At 69.7% G+C, this 19939-nt stretch carries 17 protein-coding genes, 1 tRNA gene and 1 pseudogene; 9 read left to right on the plus strand and 10 right to left on the minus strand.

Annotated features, from left to right (window positions below):
- Positions 1-29: 29 nt before the first annotated feature.
- From IFT89_RS12950 to IFT89_RS12965, 4 genes are all read left to right on the plus strand, one after another.
- Positions 30-881, plus strand: coding sequence for an aldo/keto reductase (locus tag IFT89_RS12950; protein ID WP_202939158.1), 852 nt, complete (start codon positions 30-32; stop codon positions 879-881).
- A gap of 22 nt (positions 882-903) precedes the next feature.
- Positions 904-1752: an alpha/beta fold hydrolase gene (locus tag IFT89_RS12955; RefSeq protein ID WP_202939159.1), complete on the plus strand. Its 849-nt coding sequence runs from the start codon at positions 904-906 to the stop codon at positions 1750-1752.
- A 139-nt stretch (positions 1753-1891) separates the two neighbouring features.
- Positions 1892-2806 (plus strand): DUF4349 domain-containing protein, encoded by a 915-nt coding sequence (locus tag IFT89_RS20290; RefSeq protein WP_202939160.1) that lies wholly within the window; start codon positions 1892-1894, stop codon positions 2804-2806.
- The gene (locus IFT89_RS12965) at positions 2803-3993 is read left to right on the plus strand and encodes an acyl-CoA dehydrogenase family protein (protein WP_202939161.1); all 1191 of its coding nucleotides are present in this window, start codon (positions 2803-2805) and stop codon (positions 3991-3993) included. Before IFT89_RS20290 ends, IFT89_RS12965 begins: the two co-directional genes overlap by 4 nt.
- Before the next feature lie 27 nt (positions 3994-4020).
- On the opposite strand, the gene IFT89_RS12970 is transcribed toward IFT89_RS12965, so the two are convergent.
- Entirely contained in the window at positions 4021-4299 is a 279-nt protein-coding gene (locus tag IFT89_RS12970) for a metal-sensitive transcriptional regulator (protein ID WP_064296530.1), read from the minus strand.
- Between the two features lie 83 nt (positions 4300-4382).
- Here IFT89_RS12970 and IFT89_RS12975 point away from each other — a divergent pair, with 83 nt between their 5' ends.
- On the plus strand, positions 4383-5660 hold the full coding sequence (locus IFT89_RS12975; RefSeq protein WP_202939162.1) for a DUF445 domain-containing protein: 1278 nt from the start codon (positions 4383-4385) through the stop codon (positions 5658-5660).
- Between the two features lie 12 nt (positions 5661-5672).
- Here the strand turns inward: IFT89_RS12975 and IFT89_RS12980 are convergent, their stop codons facing one another.
- Positions 5673-6779, minus strand: a complete 1107-nt coding sequence (locus tag IFT89_RS12980; RefSeq protein WP_202939163.1) for a hypothetical protein — start codon at positions 6777-6779, stop codon at positions 5673-5675.
- A 130-nt stretch (positions 6780-6909) separates the two neighbouring features.
- On the opposite strand from IFT89_RS12980, the gene IFT89_RS12985 reads away from it, so the two are divergent.
- The 3 genes from IFT89_RS12985 (at position 6910) to IFT89_RS12995 (ending at position 9571) form a co-directional block, all read left to right on the plus strand.
- Positions 6910-8256 carry an MFS transporter gene (locus IFT89_RS12985; RefSeq protein WP_307783504.1) on the plus strand — a complete coding sequence of 449 codons (1347 nt, stop codon included), beginning with the start codon at positions 6910-6912 and terminating at the stop codon, positions 8254-8256.
- A gap of 72 nt (positions 8257-8328) precedes the next feature.
- Entirely contained in the window at positions 8329-9294 is a 966-nt protein-coding gene (locus tag IFT89_RS12990; RefSeq protein WP_307783505.1) for an aldose 1-epimerase family protein, read from the plus strand.
- A gap of 25 nt (positions 9295-9319) precedes the next feature.
- Entirely contained in the window at positions 9320-9571 is a 252-nt protein-coding gene (locus IFT89_RS12995) for a response regulator (protein ID WP_079001938.1), read from the plus strand.
- 62 nt (positions 9572-9633) lie between these two features.
- Here the strand turns inward: IFT89_RS12995 and IFT89_RS13000 are convergent, their stop codons facing one another.
- Positions 9634-11094, minus strand: a complete 1461-nt coding sequence (locus tag IFT89_RS13000; RefSeq protein ID WP_194644265.1) for a serine hydrolase domain-containing protein — start codon at positions 11092-11094, stop codon at positions 9634-9636.
- Positions 11095-11323: 229 nt separating this feature from the next.
- Between IFT89_RS13000 and IFT89_RS13005 the strand changes: the two genes are divergently transcribed.
- Entirely contained in the window at positions 11324-12787 is a 1464-nt protein-coding gene (locus tag IFT89_RS13005; protein ID WP_191940708.1) for an MFS transporter, read from the plus strand.
- A gap of 13 nt (positions 12788-12800) precedes the next feature.
- On the opposite strand, the gene IFT89_RS13010 is transcribed toward IFT89_RS13005, so the two are convergent.
- The 7 genes and pseudogenes from IFT89_RS13010 to IFT89_RS13040 all read right to left on the minus strand — a co-directional run.
- The gene (locus IFT89_RS13010) at positions 12801-13463 is read right to left on the minus strand and encodes a MurR/RpiR family transcriptional regulator (protein ID WP_199862102.1); all 663 of its coding nucleotides are present in this window, start codon (positions 13461-13463) and stop codon (positions 12801-12803) included.
- Positions 13464-13648: 185 nt separating this feature from the next.
- Entirely contained in the window at positions 13649-14824 is a 1176-nt protein-coding gene (locus IFT89_RS13015) for a mechanosensitive ion channel family protein (protein ID WP_086474686.1), read from the minus strand.
- A gap of 525 nt (positions 14825-15349) precedes the next feature.
- The gene (locus tag IFT89_RS13020; protein ID WP_202939165.1) at positions 15350-16621 is read right to left on the minus strand and encodes an HNH endonuclease signature motif containing protein; all 1272 of its coding nucleotides are present in this window, start codon (positions 16619-16621) and stop codon (positions 15350-15352) included.
- A gap of 407 nt (positions 16622-17028) precedes the next feature.
- The gene (locus IFT89_RS13025) at positions 17029-18204 is read right to left on the minus strand and encodes a N(5)-(carboxyethyl)ornithine synthase (RefSeq protein ID WP_137242057.1); all 1176 of its coding nucleotides are present in this window, start codon (positions 18202-18204) and stop codon (positions 17029-17031) included.
- A gap of 147 nt (positions 18205-18351) precedes the next feature.
- A tRNA-Ala gene (locus tag IFT89_RS13030) sits at positions 18352-18428 on the minus strand.
- 51 nt (positions 18429-18479) lie between these two features.
- Entirely contained in the window at positions 18480-19133 is a 654-nt protein-coding gene (locus tag IFT89_RS13035) for a hypothetical protein (RefSeq protein WP_137242059.1), read from the minus strand.
- Positions 19134-19240: 107 nt separating this feature from the next.
- A pseudogene (locus IFT89_RS13040) lies at positions 19241-19939 on the minus strand (hypothetical protein); the annotation flags it as partial.

The following is a 19939-nucleotide window of genomic DNA, read 5'->3' on the forward strand; positions in this document are numbered from 1 at the left end:
ACGGTGGCCCTGTCGAGGATACTGGTGCCATGGCAGACAGCACCCCGACCGTCCTCCTCAACGACGGGCACACGATCCCCCAGCTCGGCTTCGGTGTCTACAAGGTCCCGGACCTCGCCAGCACCGAGATCGTGCGGACGGCACTGGAGGTCGGGTACCGCCACATCGACACCGCGTCGCTGTACGGCAACGAGCGCGGCACCGGCGTCGCGATCCGCGAGTCGGGCATTCCCCGCGACGAGCTCTTCGTCACGACGAAGGTCTGGAACACCGATCAGGGGTACGAGGAGACGCTGCGCGCGTTCGACACGAGCCTGGACCTCCTCGGCCTCGACCACGTCGACCTGTACCTCATCCACTGGCCGGCCCCGGGGCAGGACCGCTACCGCGAGACCTGGCGCGCGCTCGAGCGGTTGCGGGCCGAGAGACGTACGCGGTCCATCGGCGTCTCCAACTTCCACCGCAGCCATCTCGAACGACTCCTGGAGTCGGCGGAGGTCACCCCGGCCGTCAACCAGATCGAACTCCACCCGTTCCTCCCCCAGCGGGAGTTGCGAGCCGTCAACGCGGCATACGGCATCGCGACGGAGGCCTGGTCGCCACTCGCCCGCGGCCGCTTCTTCACGCCCGCCGTGGACGGCTCCGACGCCACCTCCGACCTCGGGGCCATCGCACAGAAGCACGGGCGCACGGTCGCGCAGGTGGTGCTGCGCTGGCACCTGCAGCTCGGCAACATCGTCATCCCCAAGTCGGCCACACCGGCGCGGATCGCGGAGAACTTCGCCGTGTTCGACTTCACCCTCGACGCCGACGACCTGGCCGCCATCTCGGCGCTCGAGAACGGCGAGCGCACCGGCACCGACCCGGACCGGCTCGACTGACGCGAGACCGTAGGCTGAACCCATGACCGAGCCCGTCGTCGACACCGCTTCCAGCCTCGCCGCCCGCACGATCACGCCCGTGGAGCTCCCGCGTCACCGCTGGGGTCGCCACGACGCGCCGGCTCGGGCGCTCGTTGTCCACGGACTCGGCAGCAACGGTCCGAGCACCTGGCGCATCTGCGCCGCCCTGGCCGATCGCGGTTGGCTCGTGGAGGCGGTCGACCTCCGCGGCCACGGCGTCGCCCCTCGTGCGTTGGACTACCGCGTCGAGGCCTACGCCGCCGATCTGCTGGCCACCAGGCCGACCCCCGTGCCCGGCGTCGGGCACGCCGCGTGGGACCTCGTCGTCGGACACTCGCTCGGAGGCGCCGCCACCGCGGTCGCCGCCGCAGCCGATCCCCGATGGGCGGCGGCGGTCGTGCTGCTCGACCCCGCCATCGCGCTCGACGACCACGACGCCGAGATCATCCGGGCCAGCCAGGAGGCCGCCTTCGCCGACAACACGATCGCATCCGTCCGCGCGAAGAACCCCGAGTGGCACCCGCTCGACGTGGAGATCAAGGTCCAGGCGGTGTCCGAGGCGAGCCGGTGGGCGATCGAGCAGACGAGCGAACAGAACCATCCGTGGGACGTCCGCCCCGCAGCGGCCGCTCTGCGCAACCCGACCTTCGTGATCGCCTCCGACCCTGAGGTGTACAGCCTCTTCCGCGGCGCGCTCGCCGCCGAGGTCCTCGCCAACCGCCAGGTCAGCCTGACGATCGTCCAGGGCGCCGGTCACAACGTGCACCGGGACCGCCCGGCGGAGACCACGAAGGCCATCGGCGATTGGGCCAAGCTGCAACTCGAACAGCGATCGCGTCGCGAGACCTGATCGCGACCCGCTTCCCACGGTCCCTGCGCCTCCGCGGTACAGCGGCTCCCTCGGGTGATGCGCGTCGCGAGACCTGATCGTGACCCGCTTCCCAGGGTCCCTGCACCTCCGCGGTGCGGCGGCTCCCTAGGGTGATGCCATGAAGCGCTCAGCAGTGACCCGCACCACCACCGTGTTCGTCTCCGCCGTCCTCGTCGGGCTCGTCCTCTCGGGCTGCTCGGCCGGGTCGAGCACCGAGGCCGGCAGCGACTCGCGAGCTGCGATGCCCGCGCCCGGCCAGGTCGCCGGCGACGCGCAGGTCGGCGTCGACGGCGCCGTCTCCCCCGACCTCACGCAACAGCAGGTGGTCACGACCGGTTCGCTCACCGTCACCGCCGACGACCCGATCAGCACCGCGACGGACGCCACCCGGATCGTCACCGAGGCGGGCGGGCGCGTCGACAGCCGCGACGAGACTCCGGGCACCTCCGACCAGGCCGCGCAGGCGACGCTGACGGTCCGCATCCCCGCCGACGACTTCGACGACGTGCTCGCGCAGCTGCAGGCGCTCGGCACGGTGAACAACCTCTCCGTGTCCGCGGTGGACGTCACGGCACAGGCCGCCGACCTCGACGCGCGGGTCACCGCCCTCCAGGCCTCGGTCGATCGACTGCTCGGACTCATGGCGGCTTCGACCACGACGGCCGACCTCCTCGCCGCCGAAACCAGCCTGTCCCAGCGGCAGGCGGAACTGGACGGGCTCGTCGCCCAGCGTGATGCCCTCGCCGATCAGGTCGACTTCTCCTCCGTGTTCGTGAGCTTCGTGGCCCCCGGCTCGGTCGCACCGGGTGTGCCCACCGACTTCTGGGGCGGCGTGGTCGCCGGGTGGAACGCGCTCGTCGCCGCCGCCTCGGGGCTCGTCGTCGTGGTCGGCGTCCTGGTGCCGTGGTTGCTCCCCATCGCGGTCGTCGCCGCGGTCGTGGTCCTCCTCGTCAAGTCGGGCCGTCGGCGCGCTGCTCGCCGCTCGCAGACACCTGCCACCTCGGCCGGGCCCGATGCGACAATGGACCGGTGACCGCTCAAGCGCAGCACCATCCATCCGATCGGTCGTTCGACCCCGCCTCGATCCTCAGTGACGGGCTCGTCGAGCGCATCCGCGAACGTGCCGCCGTGGCGGACCGCGAGAACGCCTTCTTCGACGAAGACCTCGCCGAGCTGCGAGCGTGCGGCTATCTCCGGGCGTTCGTCCCCGAGGAGTTCGGCGGCCTCGGCCTCGGCCTGAGCGAGGTCACGCTGCTCCAATCCCGGCTCGCCACCGCCGCCCCGGCGACCGCCCTCGCGATCAACATGCACCTCGTGTGGACGGGGGTCGCGCGACTGCTCCACACCCGAGGAGACGACTCGCTCCGCTTCGTCCTCGAGGGAGCTGCCGGGGACGAGCTCTACGCGTTCGGGGTGAGTGAGGCTGGCAACGACCTCGTGCTCTTCGGATCCGACACCGAAGCCCGTCCGGGCCCCGACGGTTCCTATCGGTTCCACGGCCGGAAGATCTTCACCTCTTTGTCACCCGCATGGACCTGGCTGGGGACGACCGGGCTCGACACGACCTCGGCCGACGGTCCGAAGGTGGTCTACGGGTTCATCGATCGCTCGCGCGGCGGGTTCGAGATCCTCGACGACTGGGACACCGTCGGGATGCGCGCCAGCCAGAGCAGGACGACCCTGCTCCAGGGGGCCGAGTCGACGGCGGAGCACATCGTCCGACGCCTCGATCCGGGGCCCAACCCGGACCCCATCGTCTTCGGGATCTTCGCCTGCTTCGAGACCCTCATCGCCGCCGTGTACACGGGCATCGGCGAACGTGCCCTCCGACTGGCGGTCGAGACCGCCCACCGGAAGACGTCGAAGAAGGCCGGTGGCGCGAGCTACGCGGCGGACCCAGACATCCGCCGTCGGATCGCGGCGGCCGCCATCGCGTACGACGGCATGCTGCCACAGCTCGCCGGCATCGCCCGGGACCTCGACGACGGGGTCGACCATGGCGCGCTCTGGTTCCCGAAGCTCGTCGGGCTCAAGGTCCGCGCGACGGAGACCGCCCGCGAGGTCGTCGATCAGGCGATCCGGGTCGCCGGCGGCGGCAGCTACTTCGCCGCGAGCGAATTGGGCCGGCTGTACCGCGACGTCCTCGCCGGGATGTTCCATCCCTCGGACGACGAGTCCGCCCACGCCACGGTCGCGAACGCCTGGCTCGGGCCCGTGTGACGGCTCGGGCCGGCCTGACGACTCGGCTCAGCCGCGGTTGTTGCTGAGCTCGAAGATCCGCAGGAGTTCGCCGACCGCGGCGTCCTTGCTGTCCCCGCCCTCCTCGAACATCTGCGTGACGTGGGTCAGGAGGTGGTTCTCGACGAGCAGCTTGTTGAGGGATCCCAGCGACTTCTGGATGGCGAGTGACTGCGTGATGATGTCCATGCAGTAGTCCTCGTTCTCGATCATCTTCTCGAGGCCACGCATCTGGCCCTCGAGGATCTTCGTCCGGTGCAGGGCCCGCTTCTTGATGTCTTCGATCACCGGCTCAGGGTACCACCAGGGGGTACGGTGCCCTCCTCCTCCATCCGACCGGAGGATATGGTCGACGAGCCTAGGATGGGCGGATGACGAGCTCCCCCACACTCGAACTCACCGCCGCCGACGCGGACCGCGCGCGAGCCCTGCGTGCGATGAAGCGCCTGGCCACCGGACTGCTCCTCGTCATGGCGGTCATCTTCGCCGTCGCGTTCGCGCTCGAGGGACGCTACCCGTGGTTGGCGTATGTCAGGGCCGCTGCGGAAGGCGGCATGGTCGGGGCGCTCGCGGACTGGTTCGCCGTCACCGCCCTCTTCCGCCACCCGCTCGGCATCCCGATCCCCCACACGGCGATCATCCCGAAGCGGAAGGACGAGATCGGCGTCAGCCTCGGCGAGTTCGTGGAGACCAACTTCCTCTCCGAGGAGGTCGTGCGGCAGAAGCTCGCGTCCGTCTCCGTCTCGGAGAAGCTCGGCGGATGGTTGTCCGAGCCCGCGAACGCCGAGCGGGTCACCGCCGAGGGGTCCATCGCCGTGCGGGGTCTCCTGGAGACGCTGTCCGACGACGACGTCCGCGAAGTCATCGAGGCGTTGGCGTCCAAACACCTCATCGACCCGCAGTGGGCTCCGAACATCGGCCGTTGGGTCGAGCACATCGTCGGCGTCGGCGCGCACCACGACGCGGTCGACCTCCTCCTCGACCGCACAGGTGAGTGGCTGAGCACGAACCCGAAGGCGTTCGAGCGCCTGGTCTCGAGCCGTTTGCCGACCTGGGTGCCGTCCTTCGTCGACCGGCTCGTGGACGACAAGCTCTACCGGGAGGCCGTGTCCTTCGTCCAGGCCGTCCGCGCCGACCCCGACCACCAGCTCCGCCATGCCCTCGACGGCTACCTCGGCGAGCTCGCGGAGCAGCTGCAGCACGACGACGCGACCATCACCCGCTTCGAGAACGCCAAGCACGAGGTCATCGACAGTCCTCGGGTCCGTGAGGTCGCCGGCAAGACCTGGACGGCCGCGAAGAGCGCGTTCCTCGAGGCCCTCGACGCTCCCGACAGCGACCTCCGCGAGCGGATCTCCGGCACCATCGCGGACTTCGGCCGGCGACTGTCGACCGACCGGGCGTTCTCCACCCGCGTCGACACCCGCGTCGCGGACGCCCTGTCCTACGTCGTCACCCGCTACCGGCACGACATCGCCAGCATCATCACCGAGACCGTCGAGCGTTGGGACGCCCGCGAGACCACCCAGAAGATCGAGCTGCTCGTGGGACGCGACCTGCAGTTCATCCGCTTGAACGGCACCATCGTCGGCGCGCTCGCCGGCCTCGCGATCTTCACGGTCGCGCAGGCGGTCCTCCGCGCGTTCTGACGCCGGGACCGGTCAGCGCCTCGGGAGCAGCTCCACGGAGATGAGGTTCACGACGTCGTTCGCGAGCAGGTCGAGCGACCCCTGGTCCTTGCACGTGAAGGTGAAGACGACGAGGATCCCCATCTTCGTGAGCGACCGGACGCCCCAGTACGTGCGCTCCCCCGAGGGCTGGGTCCACGACAGGACCCGGAACTCGATGAGGCCCCCACCGCTGTTGTAGTTCAGTTGTTCCGTCGTGCCGTCCGCTTTGACGTAGTCGGCCCCGACGTACTTCGCCATGTAGGCGTCACTCGACTTCTCGTCGTCTCCGACCGCGATCTCGTCAGGCGTCAGCGCGATGTCGCCGAGTCCGACGTCGCACGAGGTCGCCGCGTTCCGATAGATCTCGACGCCGTTCCGGTCCGGACCGATCGCCGCCCAGGACGAGTCCAGGTCGTTCGTCAGGTAGGCCGTCCATTCGGCGGGGACGTCCTGCCCGGCCGCGAAGTCGAGGTCGGGAGGAATGGAGACGTAGGTCTTCGTCGGCTCGGGCGTCGAGTCCGTCTCGGTGGGCGTCGGCGACGCGGTCTTCGTCGGGGTGGCCGAGCGGGTGGGGCTCGGGTCCGCGACCGGTGCGCCACCCTGCGTGAGGACGAGAGCGACGACGGTGATGATCGCCGCCAACACGAGCGGGACACCGACGGCGAGGGCGATGATGAGCCCCGTCCGCTTTCGCTTCGGGGCACCGGGAGGCGGCGGCTGCTGACCGTACCCTGGAGGGCCCTGCGGTGGCTGCTGCTGGTACGGGGTCTGCTGCGGCTGATACGGCTGGTACGGCTGGTATGGCTGTCCGCCGGAGGGGTTCTGCTGCCCGCCATACGGGTTCTGCTGGTACGGGTTCTGCTGCTGCGGTCCCTGCCCGTACGGCGGCTGCTGCTGTCCGTGCGGGTTCTGCTGCTGCGGTCCCTGTCCATACGGCGCCTGCTGCTGCTGCTGACCGTACGGGTTCTGCTGCTGCGGCCCCTGCCCGTACGGCGCCTGCGGCTGCTGGCCGGAGGGGTGCTGCGGCTGCTGACCCGGCGGCCATTGCGGCGGGCGGGCGTCAGGCTGCTGCGGGTCGGGAGGCGGTGCATCGGTCACGGGAGTGGCCTTTCGACGGAACGGCGGGCGGAGCGGGTGAACTGCCCGGCCGCATGCCTGCAGTTCGATGCCGTCAGCCTATCTGCGACGGACCGGCGCCGGTGGGCACATCCTGCACCAGAATGGTGACGTGTCCACCGCCCCCACCACACCCCGCACCCGCAGCGAGCGCCTCGACGCGCTCCCGTTCACCAAGGCACACGGGCGACTGCTCGTCGGTTCCGGCGTCGGCTGGGCCCTCGACGCCATGGACGTGGGACTCGTGTCCTTCGTGCTCGCCCAGCTCGCCGTGCAGTGGCAGCTCGGGAACACGGAGCTCTCCTGGATCGCCTCAGCCGGGTTCCTCGGCATGGCCATCGGTGCGACGCTCGGGGGCTTGCTCGCCGACCGGGTCGGACGGCGCCACGTCTTCGCGATCACCCTGCTCGTGTTCGGCATCGCGACTGGCGCGTCGGCCCTCGCCTGGGGACTCGGCGTGCTCATCGTGCTGCGATTCATCGTCGGCCTCGGACTCGGCGCCGAGCTGCCCGTCGCCTCGACCCTCATGAGTGAGTTCGCCCCGCCACGGATCCGCGGGCGGATCATCGTGTTCCTGGAGGCGTTCTGGGCGATCGGGTGGATCGCCGCCGCCCTCATCGGCTATCTGGTCGTGCCGACGAGCGACGACGGGTGGCGCTGGGCGCTCGCCATCGGCGCGTTGCCCGCGGTCTACGCGGCCATCGTGCGGACGCGACTGCCGGAGTCGGTGCGCTTCCTCGAGTCGCGTGGGCGCCACCGCGAGGCGGAAACCGTCGTCCGCGAGTTCGAGGCCTCGGCCGGCGTCGCCCACCCGGAGCCAGCCGGCGACACCACCACCGACACCCCCGTGAGCGCCGGTCTCTCCGCCGGCGAGCGCCTCCGTGGGCTGTGGGTGTCCACGCACCGCCGCGACACCGGTTCGCTCTGGATCGTGTGGTTCTGCGTCAACTTCTCCTACTACGGTGCGTTCATCTGGATCCCGACGATCCTCGTCGCCTCCGGGTTCTCCCTCGTCCGGTCCTTCGGTTTCACCCTGATCATCACCCTCGCCCAGATCCCGGGCTACGCCGTCTCGGCATGGTTGATCGAGGCCTGGGGCCGGAAGCAGACCCTCGCGACCTTCCTGGCGGGCTCCGCGGTGTCGGCGGTCCTGTTCGGCACGGCGACGACCGAACCGATGATCATCGTGTTCGGGATGTGCTTGTCCTTCTGCAACCTCGGTGCCTGGGGCGCCCTGTACGCGACGACCCCGGAGCTGTATCCGACGGCGCTCCGTGCGACCGGGGCGGGGTGGGCCGCCGGCATCGGCCGCATCGCCTCGATCATCGCCCCGCTGTCGGTCCCGGTGCTCCTCCTCGCAGGACAGGCCCTGCTCTTCTCCGTGTTCGCCGCCTTCTTCGTCGTCGCCGCGGTCGCCGCACTGTTCCTCTCGGACATGCGCGGCCGCTCCCTCGGCTGAGCCGCGTCCCACCGCTCACCCCGCACCGCCAGTCGGCCGGGTCGGTCGGCGTCGATGCGACAGAATGGGGCCGTGACCGAATCCACCAGCGCCGTGTCCCCGTCCGCCTCCGTCGACCGACGTCCGATCTCGGGACGGCGTGTCGATCTCGAGCACGGTGCGTACACCGCGTCGATCGCCTCGGTCGGTGCCTCACTGCGGTTCCTGCGACACGACGGCCGGGACCTCGTCGTCCCGTTCGACGCCGAGGAGGTCCGTCCGGCGTTCCGCGGCGCCATGCTCGCCCCGTGGCCCAACCGCGTCGTCGACGGCCGGTACACCTTCGCGGGCGTCGACCACGAGCTCGCACTCACGGAACCCGCTCGCGGTCACGCCCTCCACGGGCTCGCCGCCTGGTCGGAGTGGGACCTCGTGTCGTCGAGCATGGCGTCGGCAGCGTTCCGTGTGGTCATCGAGGCGCAGGAGGGCTATCCGTTCCGCGTCCAGGTCACGGCGACCTACACGCTCGACGACGACGGACTCCGCACCGACGTCGAGGCGCTGAACCTCGGCGACGTCGACGCACCCTACGGCACCGGACCGCACCCGTACCTCGTCGCGGGTGAGGGCCGTGTCGACGACTGGACGCTCGAACTGCCCGCCGCCGAGGTGCTCACCGTCACGCCGGACCGGCTCATCCCGGTCTCGCTGGAGCCCGTCGACACGGAGGCGACGGAGCACTTCGACTTCCGCGCACCCCGGACCATCGGCGACACCTTCATCGATCACGCGTACACGGCGCTCGATCGCGACGTCGACGGCCGGGTCACGGTGCGCGTGACGACGCCATCCGGCAGCGGCGTCGCCATGCACTGGGGTGATGGTCTGCCCTGGGTCCAGGTGCACACGGCCGATCAGCCCGTCGCGGAGCTGAACCGACTGGGGCTCGCCGTCGAGCCGATGACCTGTCCCCCTGACGCCTTCTCGACCGGGACCGATCTCGTCGTCCTGGCTCCCAATACACCACACCGGGTGTCCTGGACCATCGCAGCACTCTGACAGTCGTCGGGGCTAGGCTGGCGACATGTCACAGACTCTTGCGAAACTCACCGGCGGCCCGCTCGACAGCGAGATCATCCCGCTCGAAGACGGTCAGGACGGCGAGCTCGTCCTGCCCTACGGCGAAGGCCAGCTCATCTACCGTCCCGTCGGCGAAGCGACGAACACCGGCGACCACGACGGCCCGACGACGACCGACTACGAGTACGTCGAGTCGACGGAGGACATCTCCCCGACGAACCGTAACGGCAACGGCGACGACGACTCGATCGGCTGAACCGAACCACCCTGTTCCACCTGAACGCCGGTAGCTGAGCCTCAGCTGCCGGCGTTCGGCGTTCACTCGCCCTGGTCGTCGACCGTCACCGTGAAGGTCTGGACCCGGAGCGGAAGCACGGGTGTCATCCGGACCTCCAGGCGGAGGCGCCCCTCCGTCCCCTCGACGAACCAGACCAGGTGGTCCGGCGAATCGCAGATCGGCGTCGCGCGCCCCGAAGCCACCTCGGCGATGCCACCGACGGCGGTGACAGCGGCGTCGACCGCCTCGCGTCGCTCCTCCAGTGGCCGGTCGAGGGCGACGTTCTCAGCGAACAGCGACGTGGCGACGCGGTCGTCCCAGTGCGACAGCAGCCCGGTCGCAGTCATGGACGCCACGAGGGTCTCCGGCCAGGGGCGGATCGCCGGTTCCGGCAGCTCGCCGGAGGCCTGGGCGCCGGCGATCGCCAGCCGCAAGGCCTGTTCGGCGGGCTTCGCCACGGCCGCGTAGCCGGCGTTCTCGAAGGCGACGACGCCCAACCCGGATGTCGGGTGCCACCGCATGTGGGCGCTGTAGCCGGGGTAGCCGCCCGAGTGCGAGACGAGCGTCCCGAGGTCGGCGTCCTCCTCGACGAAGAGGCCGAAGCCATAGCCGAGCGCGAGTCTCGGCGGCACGCCGTCGAGGGTGGGCCGCGACGGAGCGAGCCGGTGCAGCTGCTGCATCTCGCGGCGGCTGGCGCTCGACAGCGGTCCGGTCTCGTCCCCGGTCCAGGCGCCGTCGAGCCAGCGCACCCATCCGATCAGGGTGGAGGCCGAGGCGAAGAGCCCGCCGATCGAGGAGAAGACCCCGGGGCCGGAGAACGGGACCTCGACGAATCGGCCGTCTTCATCGACGGCCCGTTCGCGGCGGACACGATGACCGGTCGCCGTGACCGCCCCGTCGCCTTCGGGGCGCTCGAACACGGCGCCGAGCCCGAGCGGCTCCAGCAGGAGCGAGGTCACCGCATCGATGTAGGAGCCACCGGTCACACGCTCGATGACCTGCCCGAGCAGCGCATAGCCGAGGTTCGAGTAGGAGAACGCCGTCCCGGGTGTCGTGACGCATCGGACGCCGCGCACGAGCAGCCGCCGGAACTCGTCCACGCTGATCGACTCCTGGCGGTCACCCCACGGATCGTCCGTTCCGAGCCCACCCGACATCGTCAGGAGCATCCGCACGGTCGGCCGGACGGCGATCCCGTCAGGGAGCACCGGTGCGAACTCCGGCACGAACCCGTCCACTGGCGCGTCCAGGTCGAGGCGGCCGGCATCGCGGAGGATGAGGAGCACGGCGGCGGTGAAGCTCTTCGTGCAGGAGGCGATGCGGAACAGCGTGTCGGCGTCCGGCACCGGACCGCCCAAGGCGACCCCGCCGAACCCCTGCTCGAACCGGACCCGCTCGCGGTCGAACACGGCGACGTACGATCCCGGGGCGACGCCGGAGGTGATCCGGTCCTGGAAGACCCGCGTGATGTCCGTCTCGGTGCTGTCCTCGACCAGGTGCATGCCGCCTCCTCCTCGACGGCCCTCGGCAGCCGTCCGCGATCTCGTCGCGCTTCGAGCGTACGACCATTCCGCGCCACCGGGCGCCATCGCACGGGGTGCCGGGCGTAGGGTGCTCCTCCGCCAGGACGAAGTCAAGGGGCACCGATCAGCGACGTCCGATGCCCGCCGCGGGAGTAGCGTCATCTCCCGGATCGACCGTCGACGGGACGGCCGTGGAAGGAGTCATTCCATGTCGAACACGTCGACCTCCGGGCGACCTGCCCCGGTGCGGAGCCTCGTCCCCGCCAGGATGGACCGATTGCCGTGGACCCGGTTCCACTGGATGATCGTCGTCGGTCTCGGCTTCTCATGGGTGCTGGACGGTCTCGAGATCCAGATCGTCGCCTCCGCCGGATTCCAGAAGTCGCTGGGGCTGTCGGCGGCGGAGGTCGGACTCCTCGGGACGATCTATCTGCTCGGCCAGGTGACGGGTGCCCTCGTCTTCGGCCGCATGGCGGACCGCCTCGGCCGCAAGAAGCTCTTCATCCTGACCCTCGCGATCTACCTCGTCGCGAGCGGCATCGCGGGCTTGTCCCCCACGTTCTGGTTCCTCGCCATCTTCCGGTTCTTCGCCGGCATGGGCATCGGCGGCGAGTACGCGGCGATCAACTCGGCCATCGACGAGCTCATCCCGTCGAAGTACCGCGGGCACGTCGACATCGCCATCAACGGCACCTACTGGGGTGGCGCCGCCCTCGGATCGGCGGCGAACCTGTTCCTGCTGAACACCGACTACTTTGCCGAGGACGTCGGCTGGCGCATCGGGTTCTTCATCGGGCCGGTCCTCGGTCTCGCCATCATCTTCCTGCGACGCCACATCCCCGAGAGTCCGCGGTGGCTCATGACGCACGGTCGGGAACAGGAGGCGGAGGCCACGGTCGACGACATCGAGGCGACCGTCCGCAAGCAGGGCGGGACGATCGAGCCGGTCGACGAGTCGAAGGCGCTCACGGTGCAGGCCCAGGGCCACATCCCGATCCGGACCATCTTCGGCGTCCTCTTCTCGAAATACCCGAAGCGCACCTTCGTCGGCCTCGCGATGATGATTACCCAGTCGTTCCTGTACAACGCGATCTTCTTCACCTACGCGCTGGTGCTGCAGAACTTCTACGGCACGAGCCCCTCGTCGACGCAGTACTACTTCTTCCCCTTCGCGATCGGCAACCTGCTCGGCCCGCTCCTCCTCGGCAGGCTGTTCGACACCTGGGGTCGTCGCCAGATGATCTTCCTCACCTACGGGGTCTCCGGGGCGGTCCTGGCGGTTTCGGCGGTGCTCTTCAACGCCGGTGCGCTCGACGCGACGACCCAGACGATCTTCTGGTGCGTCTCGTTCTTCTTCGCCTCCGCCGGTGCGTCCAGCGCCTACCTGACCGTGAGCGAGATCTTCCCGCTCGAGCTCCGCAGCCAGGTGATCGGCTACTTCTTCGCGATCGGACAGATCGCGGGTTCGGTCGCGCCCCTGCTCTACGGGATCCTGATCGGTGATGGCACGGACCGCGGTCCGCTCACCGTGGGCTACTTCGTCGGTGCAGGCGTGATGGTCCTCGGCGGGTTGATCGCCCTCATCTTCGGGGTCGACGCCGCGCGGAAGTCACTCGAGGACATCACGGAACCCCTGTCGATCGTGCGCGACGAGCAAGGCTCGGGACGCTGAGCCCGGTCCGCGCTCAATCCTCGGCGGAGACGTAGACCCCGAGCGTCTCGGCGAGGCGCTCCCGCTCCACCGCCCGACGGCCGGCGCCCTTGGCGCTGGCCGTCGTGAGCGTGGCGAGGACGTGCAGGGTGAGCGCGATCCCGATCGAGGAACTCGGGTGTCCGTCCTCGGCACGGCCGAGCACGATCGTCTCGTCGGCGTACGGGGTCAGCGGGGCGTCCGGCGCGTCCGTGATGAGCACGAGGCTGCCTCCCGCCTCGGCGAACGGGACGACGGAGTCGATCGTGTACTTCCGATACCGCTGCAGCGACACCGCGATCATGACGTCGCTCGTGCGCACGTCGCTCAGGACGTCGAGGGGACGCACGATGGTGCCGTCGATGAGCGTGACGTTCGCGAGGCCGTAGCTGAGGTCCGCGGCGAGGAGGGACGCGTAGGTGAACGACTTCGACGCCCCGATGAGGAAGCGTCGCCGGGCGGAGACGATGAGGGCCGCTGCGCGTTCGAGGGCGCCGTCCGCCTTGGCCGAGGCGAGGGACTCCTCGAACTGCTTGCGTTCCTGTTCGAGGAGTCGGTGCTTCAGGACGGACGCGGAGCGTCGTTCGAGACGCTGCTCCGGGCGTTCGCCGGGGACGGCGGTGTCCTCATCGGTGAGGAAGAGGGTGTCGTCGTTCACGCGCGGTCTCCTTCGCATGCCGTCGCCGGGGTTCGGGCCGGCGCCGTCCGTTCGTGTCGGCAGCAGCACCGACGGCCCGCCGGCAGGTCACCCGGCGAGGTTCCCTTGATGGTAGCGACGGGAAGCGCATACAGGATCGCCGGAACGACAACGATTCGGTGCACACGCGTCCGGTCGTGCGACGGTCAGCGTTCGGGCTCGTCGTCCAGGTCGGGCAGGGTGATCGAGGACGTGAAGAGGCTCGCGCGCTGTTCGGCCTCGGCGCTGCCGCTGAACAGCCCGACGGGCTCGGTGACCGGCCCGCCGCGCTTCGGCACCGGACGAGGCTCCTGCTCGACCATCTGCACCCGGTTGCGCGGGATCGCCGACGGGTTCTGCGCGAGGATCCACTCGACCATCTGCTCGCGCACGAGGCATCGGAGGTCGAAGAGGGTCGGTGCGTCCACCGCGGTGACGAGGATGCGGATGCGCACGTAGCCGCCGACGGCGTCCGTGACCTGCAGTACCTGTGCCCGGCCGTCCCAGAGGTCGGTGCGGTCGAGGATGCGCTCCAGCTCGGTCCGCATGACCGCGGGACTCACCCACCAGTCGAGGTCGAACTCGACCGACCCGAGCAGCTCGCTCGTATTCCGCGTCCAGTTCTGGAAGGGCGTGGAGGTGAAGTAGGTGGACGGGAGCACCATGCGGCGATCGTCCCAGATGCCGACGACGACGTAGGTGAGGGTGATCTCCTCGATCCGGCCCCACTCCCCCTCGACGATGACGACGTCGTCGACCCGGATCGCATCGCTGAAGGCGAGCTGGATCCCGGCGAACACGTTCCCGAGGACGGACTGCGCCGCGAGGCCGGCGACGATGCTCACGACACCGGCGGAGGCCAGCACGCTCGCCCCGACGCCCTGGACGCCTGGGAACGTCAGGAGGATCGACGCGACACCGACGATGACGACGACCGCGATCGCCAGGCGACGGACGAGCGCGAGCTGCGTCTGCATGCGGCGGGCGACCTTGTTGTTCGGGACGTCGATGCGGTACCGGGCCTGGCCGAGCCCGATGACGAAGGCGAGCAGCGCGGCGACCAGCCACGTCGCTGCGGCGATGACGGCGATCCGGAAGGTCTGGTCGATGAACCCACGGGCGGTCTCATCGGGAAGCGTCGCCGCCACCGCGGGCCACACGGCGACCAGGATCACGAGGGCTCGGAAGGGGTGCCTGGCACTCCCGGCGAGCGCGCCCGGCCAGTCGCTCCGCCGCGCCGCCATCCGGAAGGAGACCGACACGATCACGATGACGACGAGAGCTGCGATCAGCGCTATCCCGGCCGCTGCGGCGACACCCCACCAGCTCTGCCATACGAACATCCTTGCCTCCTCGAGCCGGTCGTGCACTAGGTGTTCCTCCGCCGACCGATACCGTACGGCGCAAGCGTCCAGCGTAGGGGCGGGTGCCTGCCGTGCTCGACCGCTTGCGCGGCCTGCCACGAACCTCTCAGGCCGAGTTCACGTGGCTGGCGCGTCCCACGTGAACCGAGCGAACCTCCCCGTTCACCGAGGTGGCACGGCCCGGGCTGCCCTTCGACAGGCTCAGGGACCGAGACATGGCGGGCAAACCTCTTCCGGTCACTGAGCCTGTCGAAGTGCCCACGAGGACGCCTCATCATTCCGGGCACACCTCCCCCGATCACTGAGCTTGTCGAAGTGCCCACGGGAAACCCTTCGACAAGCTCAGGGACCGGAAGATGCCGAATAAACCGCTCCCGGTCACTGAGCCTGTCGAAGTGCGGCACAGCTCGGAGACCGAGGCAGTGCGGACAGACGTTTCCCGGTCACTGAGCTTGTCGAAGTGCCCACGAAGAACCCTTCGACAGGCTCAGGGACCGGCGGAGGTCAGAACGGTGCGGGGTCCGGTTCGGTCCGGTGATGCTTCCCGTCGGGTGTCGTCCACTCGAGCGCGCCGCCTGGTCCGTGGTCGAGGTTCCATCCGGGGAGGTGCTTCATGCGGTGGTGATGTCGACACAGGCAAGCGAGGTTGCCGACATCTGTTGTGCCGCCGTCGTCCCAGGCGACGGAATGGTCGAGGTCACAGGCCCGGGCGCGCCTGCCGCAGCCCGGTGCGCGACAGGTGCCGTCCCGCAAGCGCACCGCGCGCTGCAGATCAGCCGGAACGCGGTACTGGTTGCGACCGACGGAGAGGATCGCACCGGTTTCGGGCTGGACCAGGATCCGAGTGAAGCTCGGCGCGTTCACCGCGATACGTGCCGCAGTCTCAGGATCGATCGGCCCGTAGCCGTCGAGGGTGGCCGGGGCGTCGCTGACGCCGGCCATGCTGAGCGCTGGGACCGTGATCTGCACGGTCGGCTTAATGTGTTCCTGGACCTCGATCGGATGCGGAAGGACCGGGCTCGACATCACGTCGTCCGGGGTCACCCCGGTGAGGGCGAGCGCCGCCAGGGCATCCGCCTGGAGCTGCGCGCAGGTGCGTGTGTCACCCGCCTTGCGCGACTCTGCGGCCGCTGCGTCGACCCGCTCGGCGATGCCCAGCGCGATGGGTGCCGTGGTGAACAGGTGCACCCAGGCCATGCCGTCGGCCGCGGGCTCGACCTCCACCCGGCGGTCCGCTTCGGAACGCTTCGAGCGGGACGTGATCGACTCCGGATGCAGGCGCTCGCGAAGGACACGAGCTCGCCTGCGGAGCTCCGCATCGGTGGCCTGCTCTGCGACCGGGAGCACCGTGGCGAGGAACACGGCCCGCCCGTCGGTGGGCACGTCGCAGAGCTGGTCGGTGATCGTCTTGGCGTGCCGAGCCGAGATACGGCCCGCCTCGAGCGACTCGAGCACGGCCGGGGCGTCGTTGACGAGCGCCTCGGCGTCATTCGTCGCCCGCTGCACAGTCTGCTCGGGTATGCGGGTCGCCATCGCGAGCGCCGCGCACGTGGAGCGACGGGCCAAGGCACGGCGCTCGGCGGGCGGGAACGCGGCCGGGACGACCGTGTCCGCAAAGGCGTCGGCGTAGGCCGCTGACCGGGCCAGGAGCCGAGCCGTTCGGGCAGCCAGCACAGCCTGCTGCCGGCAGATCTCCGCGTACTCGTCCGAGAATTCCGCGAGCTGCGCGGCGTAGTCATCGCCAGCTCGAGCTGCGGAGGTGGTGCTCTCGGACATGACTCCAGTCCACCATGGACCACTGACATTCCAGATGCCGAGTCGGCCCGGTTGTGGAAGTTGCTCGTGCGCCCTTCGACAAGCTCAGGGACCGGAAGGAGCTACTCAGGGATCAGAGGAGCTGCCCACGGACCGGAGAGGTGCCGCCGGATTGGGAACCTTCCCCGTGGGCCCTTCGACAGGCTCAGGGAACGGAGGTCAGGGACCGCTGGACGTTCATCGGTTCCGTCAGGTCACCGGGCTACCCTCCGACGAGCCCGGAGACCGGAGGGTTCCGGGTGGACCATCTCCGGTCACTGAGCCTGTCGGAGTGCTCGCGAGAGACCTCCCGGGCGGGGTGCCTCCGTCAGCGGTACACCGAGAGGCCCGCCGCGGCCCCACTGCTTGAACGGTCCGCCGAGAACCGATCAGCCCGGCAGGACCTCGTGCGGATACTCGGCCGACCGGTGCTGGAACTCGGTGATCGCCGGGTTGAGGATGACGCCGTCCTGGATCTCGACGGCCCGCTGGACGGTCAGGCTGTCAACCCAGGCGGCCGGTCCGGCCAGGACGGTGGGCAGGAACGGCAGCAACGCCTCGCTATTCTCCCAGCTGGACGAGTTCCACAGCAGCGAGGGGCTGTGGTCGACCGCGTAGTAGTTGATCTCCCCGGGCCCGACGGTGAACATCGGGTCGTCGAACCCGGTCGTGCGCGCCCACTCGAAGGCCATCCCCTCGTCGCAGGAGACGTCCACGATGAGGCTCCCGGGCCGGAACGCACCGAGGTCGTCCTCGCGGAGGTAGAGCAGTGGTGCGTTGGGGTCCTGCAGCGTGCAGTTGACGACGATGTCACTCTCGGCCAGGAAGGGCGCGAGTGGCACGCGACCCTCGTCGGTGATGACTTCGCTCAGGTACGGGCCGTCGTCGTGGTCGAACTGGATCATGCGGGCGGAGTGGATGGGCGCCGCGACCGCCGCGACCCGGCGGTTGGTGAGCACGCGCACGTCGTGGATCCCATGGGCGTTGAGCGCGGTCACGGCACCTCGGGCGGTCGCGCCGAAGCCGATGACCACGGCGGTCAGGCGACGGCCGTAGCTGCCGGTGGAACCGCAGAGTTCCAACGCGTGGATCACCGAGCTGTAGCCGGCGAGTTCATTGTTCTTGTGGAAGACGTGTAACCCGAAGCTACCGTCGGCGGCCCAGTGGTTCATCGCCTCGAAGGCGATCAACGTAAGTCGTTTGTCGATCGCGAGCTGCGTCAGCGCGGTGTCCTGGACGCAGTGCGGCCAGCCCCAGAGCGTCTGCCCGTCGCGGAGCTCCTGGACGTCCTCGAGCTGCGGTTTCGGCAGGAGGACGACGTCCGCCTGCGCGATGACCTCGGCGCGCGTCGCGAACGAGCGGACGTAGGGGGCGATCTCTTCGTCGGAGACGCCGAACCGGGCACCGTAGCCGTGCTCCACGACGATCCGAGACCGGAACTCCTCCGGGATGCGCTCGAAGTGCGCCGGGTGGATCGGCACGCGTCGTTCGTCAGGTTTCAGCGAGGTGCCGATCACCCCGAGGACGGCGTCGTGCTGCACGGTCGGTTCGGATGCTGCTGGCATGACTGCTCGTCCCGTTCACGGGAACCGAAGCGGCGCCGTGCTCCCGACCGTACAGGACGCGGGGCGCCGCCGACACGGGACAGGGAGCTGCCGACGCCCGGAAACACGACAACCCCGCACCGTGAGGTGCGGGGTTGTCGTTGCAGCTGGTGGACCCAAGGGGATTCGAACCCCTGACCCCCTCGATGCGAACGAGGTGCGCTACCGGACTGCGCCATGGGCCCAACTACTCGTCCAGGCTAGCAGAACCGGCGAGCCGTTTCGAACCGGCCGCGCTAGTCCTCGTAGGGGTTCGGGCCGTCGTCGACCGGCATGCTGCCGTCCTTCGGATTGGCGGCGATGAGGGCAGCGAGGTCGAGATCGCGGAACCAGCGGAGCCGCTGGCTCCGGGCACGCCGATAGTGCTCGTCGACGACCGGCTCGTCGAGGACCCGGTCGAGCTTCGCCTGGATGGCGCGCTCCAGGTCGCCCCACGCACGCTCACGAGCGGATTCCGCGATCGCCGCGACGAACTCCTCGTCCTTGCTCACCCGACGGAGTTCGGCGGCGAGCCCCGAGTACACCTCGCGGCGACGGGATAAGGCGCTCAGGTCACCCGCGCGGTAGTCGTGCTGGTGACGAGCACTCCCCCGCCGCTGGAACGCCGTCTGGCGCGCCTCCCGTGCGAGGTCGGCGTACTCCTCCTGCTCGTCAGCCATGCGACCCAGCTCGCGCCGGACCGCCGCCTGCGTCGCCTCGGCGTCGTAGGACGCGCCGTCGCGGAGTGCTCGCTCGATGATCCAGTTCGTGACCTCGACCACGGTCCAGGACCGCGCGATGAGGAGGCCCTCCTCGACCGCGTGCTCGACCGGCGGCGGAGCCACCTCAGGGGGCGCGACGTAGGGCTTCATCGGCTTCCGCCGGCTCTTCCGCCACACGCCCATGGTCACCTTTCGCGTTCCAGGGCGTCGACGAGAACCGAGCGACGAACCCCCTCCACGAGTCTATCCGTCGCCGGTGACCGGTTCATGAACGACCGGTCGGGCGCGTTCGGGGCTCAGCCCGCGGCGCGGCGACGCTGCAACAGGGTGGATCCGCCGGCGGCGATCTCGCCCTCGTCGATGACACCCATCGAGGCGAAACGGCTCGGCGCCGGCTGCGGTTCGACGCGCTCGGGCTGCGGAGCGGCGACGGGCTCCGGACGACGGACGATCGTCGGCACGACCGGCGCGAGACGCTCGGCGCGGGACGCGATGGCCTCCTGCATGGCCGCCTGGCGCAGGCGGTCGTAGGCGTCGGCCTTGGCCAGCTCGGCGGCAGCCGAGGAACCCTCGGAGAGGTGGAGCGGCTTCGGGATGGACGTCGGGGTCCACGTCTGCGCCTGCGACGCCGCCTTGACGGGCTCGTTGTACTCGAAGAGCGCCGACTCGACACGCCTGGTCGTGACCGCGACCGCCGGTACCGGCGCGACGGCACGGTGGGCGATGCGCGACATCCGAGAGAGCGCAGAGAGTGCGAGCAGACCGACGACCGTTGACGAGATACCGAGGACGAGACCGCCACCCGCGAGGAACGCGGTCACGCCGGAGCAGAACCCGATGATGGAGGCGACCAACACGGTGGTCGCGAGCAGCCTGGAGCGACGACGGCTTCGCGCGAGCTTCGCCGCTCGGGCGTTGCGCTGCACGGCACGGGCGGCGGCAGCGGCAGCACGACGAGCGTCCTCCGCGGCACGGGCGGCGGCTTCGGCCTGCAC

It is taken from the genome of Plantibacter sp. CFBP 13570 (assembly GCF_014841395.1).
GTDB classification, from domain to species: Bacteria; Actinomycetota; Actinomycetes; order Actinomycetales; family Microbacteriaceae; genus Plantibacter; species Plantibacter auratus.

Bases quoted from the DNA above. Each gene is read 5' to 3' on its own strand.
- IFT89_RS13015 (WP_086474686.1), bottom strand. From the start codon at position 14,824: ATGTTCGTATGGCAGAGCTGGTGGGGTGTCGCCGCAGCGGCCGGGATA.
- IFT89_RS20290 (WP_202939160.1), top strand. From the start codon at position 1,892: ATGAAGCGCTCAGCAGTGACCCGCACCACCACCGTGTTCGTCTCCGCC.
- IFT89_RS13005 (WP_191940708.1), top strand. From the start codon at position 11,324: ATGTCGAACACGTCGACCTCCGGGCGACCTGCCCCGGTGCGGAGCCTC.
- IFT89_RS13020 (WP_202939165.1), bottom strand. From the start codon at position 16,621: ATGTCCGAGAGCACCACCTCCGCAGCTCGAGCTGGCGATGACTACGCC.
- IFT89_RS12950 (WP_202939158.1), top strand. From the start codon at position 30: ATGGCAGACAGCACCCCGACCGTCCTCCTCAACGACGGGCACACGATC.
- IFT89_RS13025 (WP_137242057.1), bottom strand. From the start codon at position 18,204: ATGCCAGCAGCATCCGAACCGACCGTGCAGCACGACGCCGTCCTCGGG.
- IFT89_RS12975 (WP_202939162.1), top strand. From the start codon at position 4,383: ATGACGAGCTCCCCCACACTCGAACTCACCGCCGCCGACGCGGACCGC.
- IFT89_RS12995 (WP_079001938.1), top strand. From the start codon at position 9,320: ATGTCACAGACTCTTGCGAAACTCACCGGCGGCCCGCTCGACAGCGAG.
- IFT89_RS12955 (WP_202939159.1), top strand. From the start codon at position 904: ATGACCGAGCCCGTCGTCGACACCGCTTCCAGCCTCGCCGCCCGCACG.
- IFT89_RS13000 (WP_194644265.1), bottom strand. From the start codon at position 11,094: ATGCACCTGGTCGAGGACAGCACCGAGACGGACATCACGCGGGTCTTC.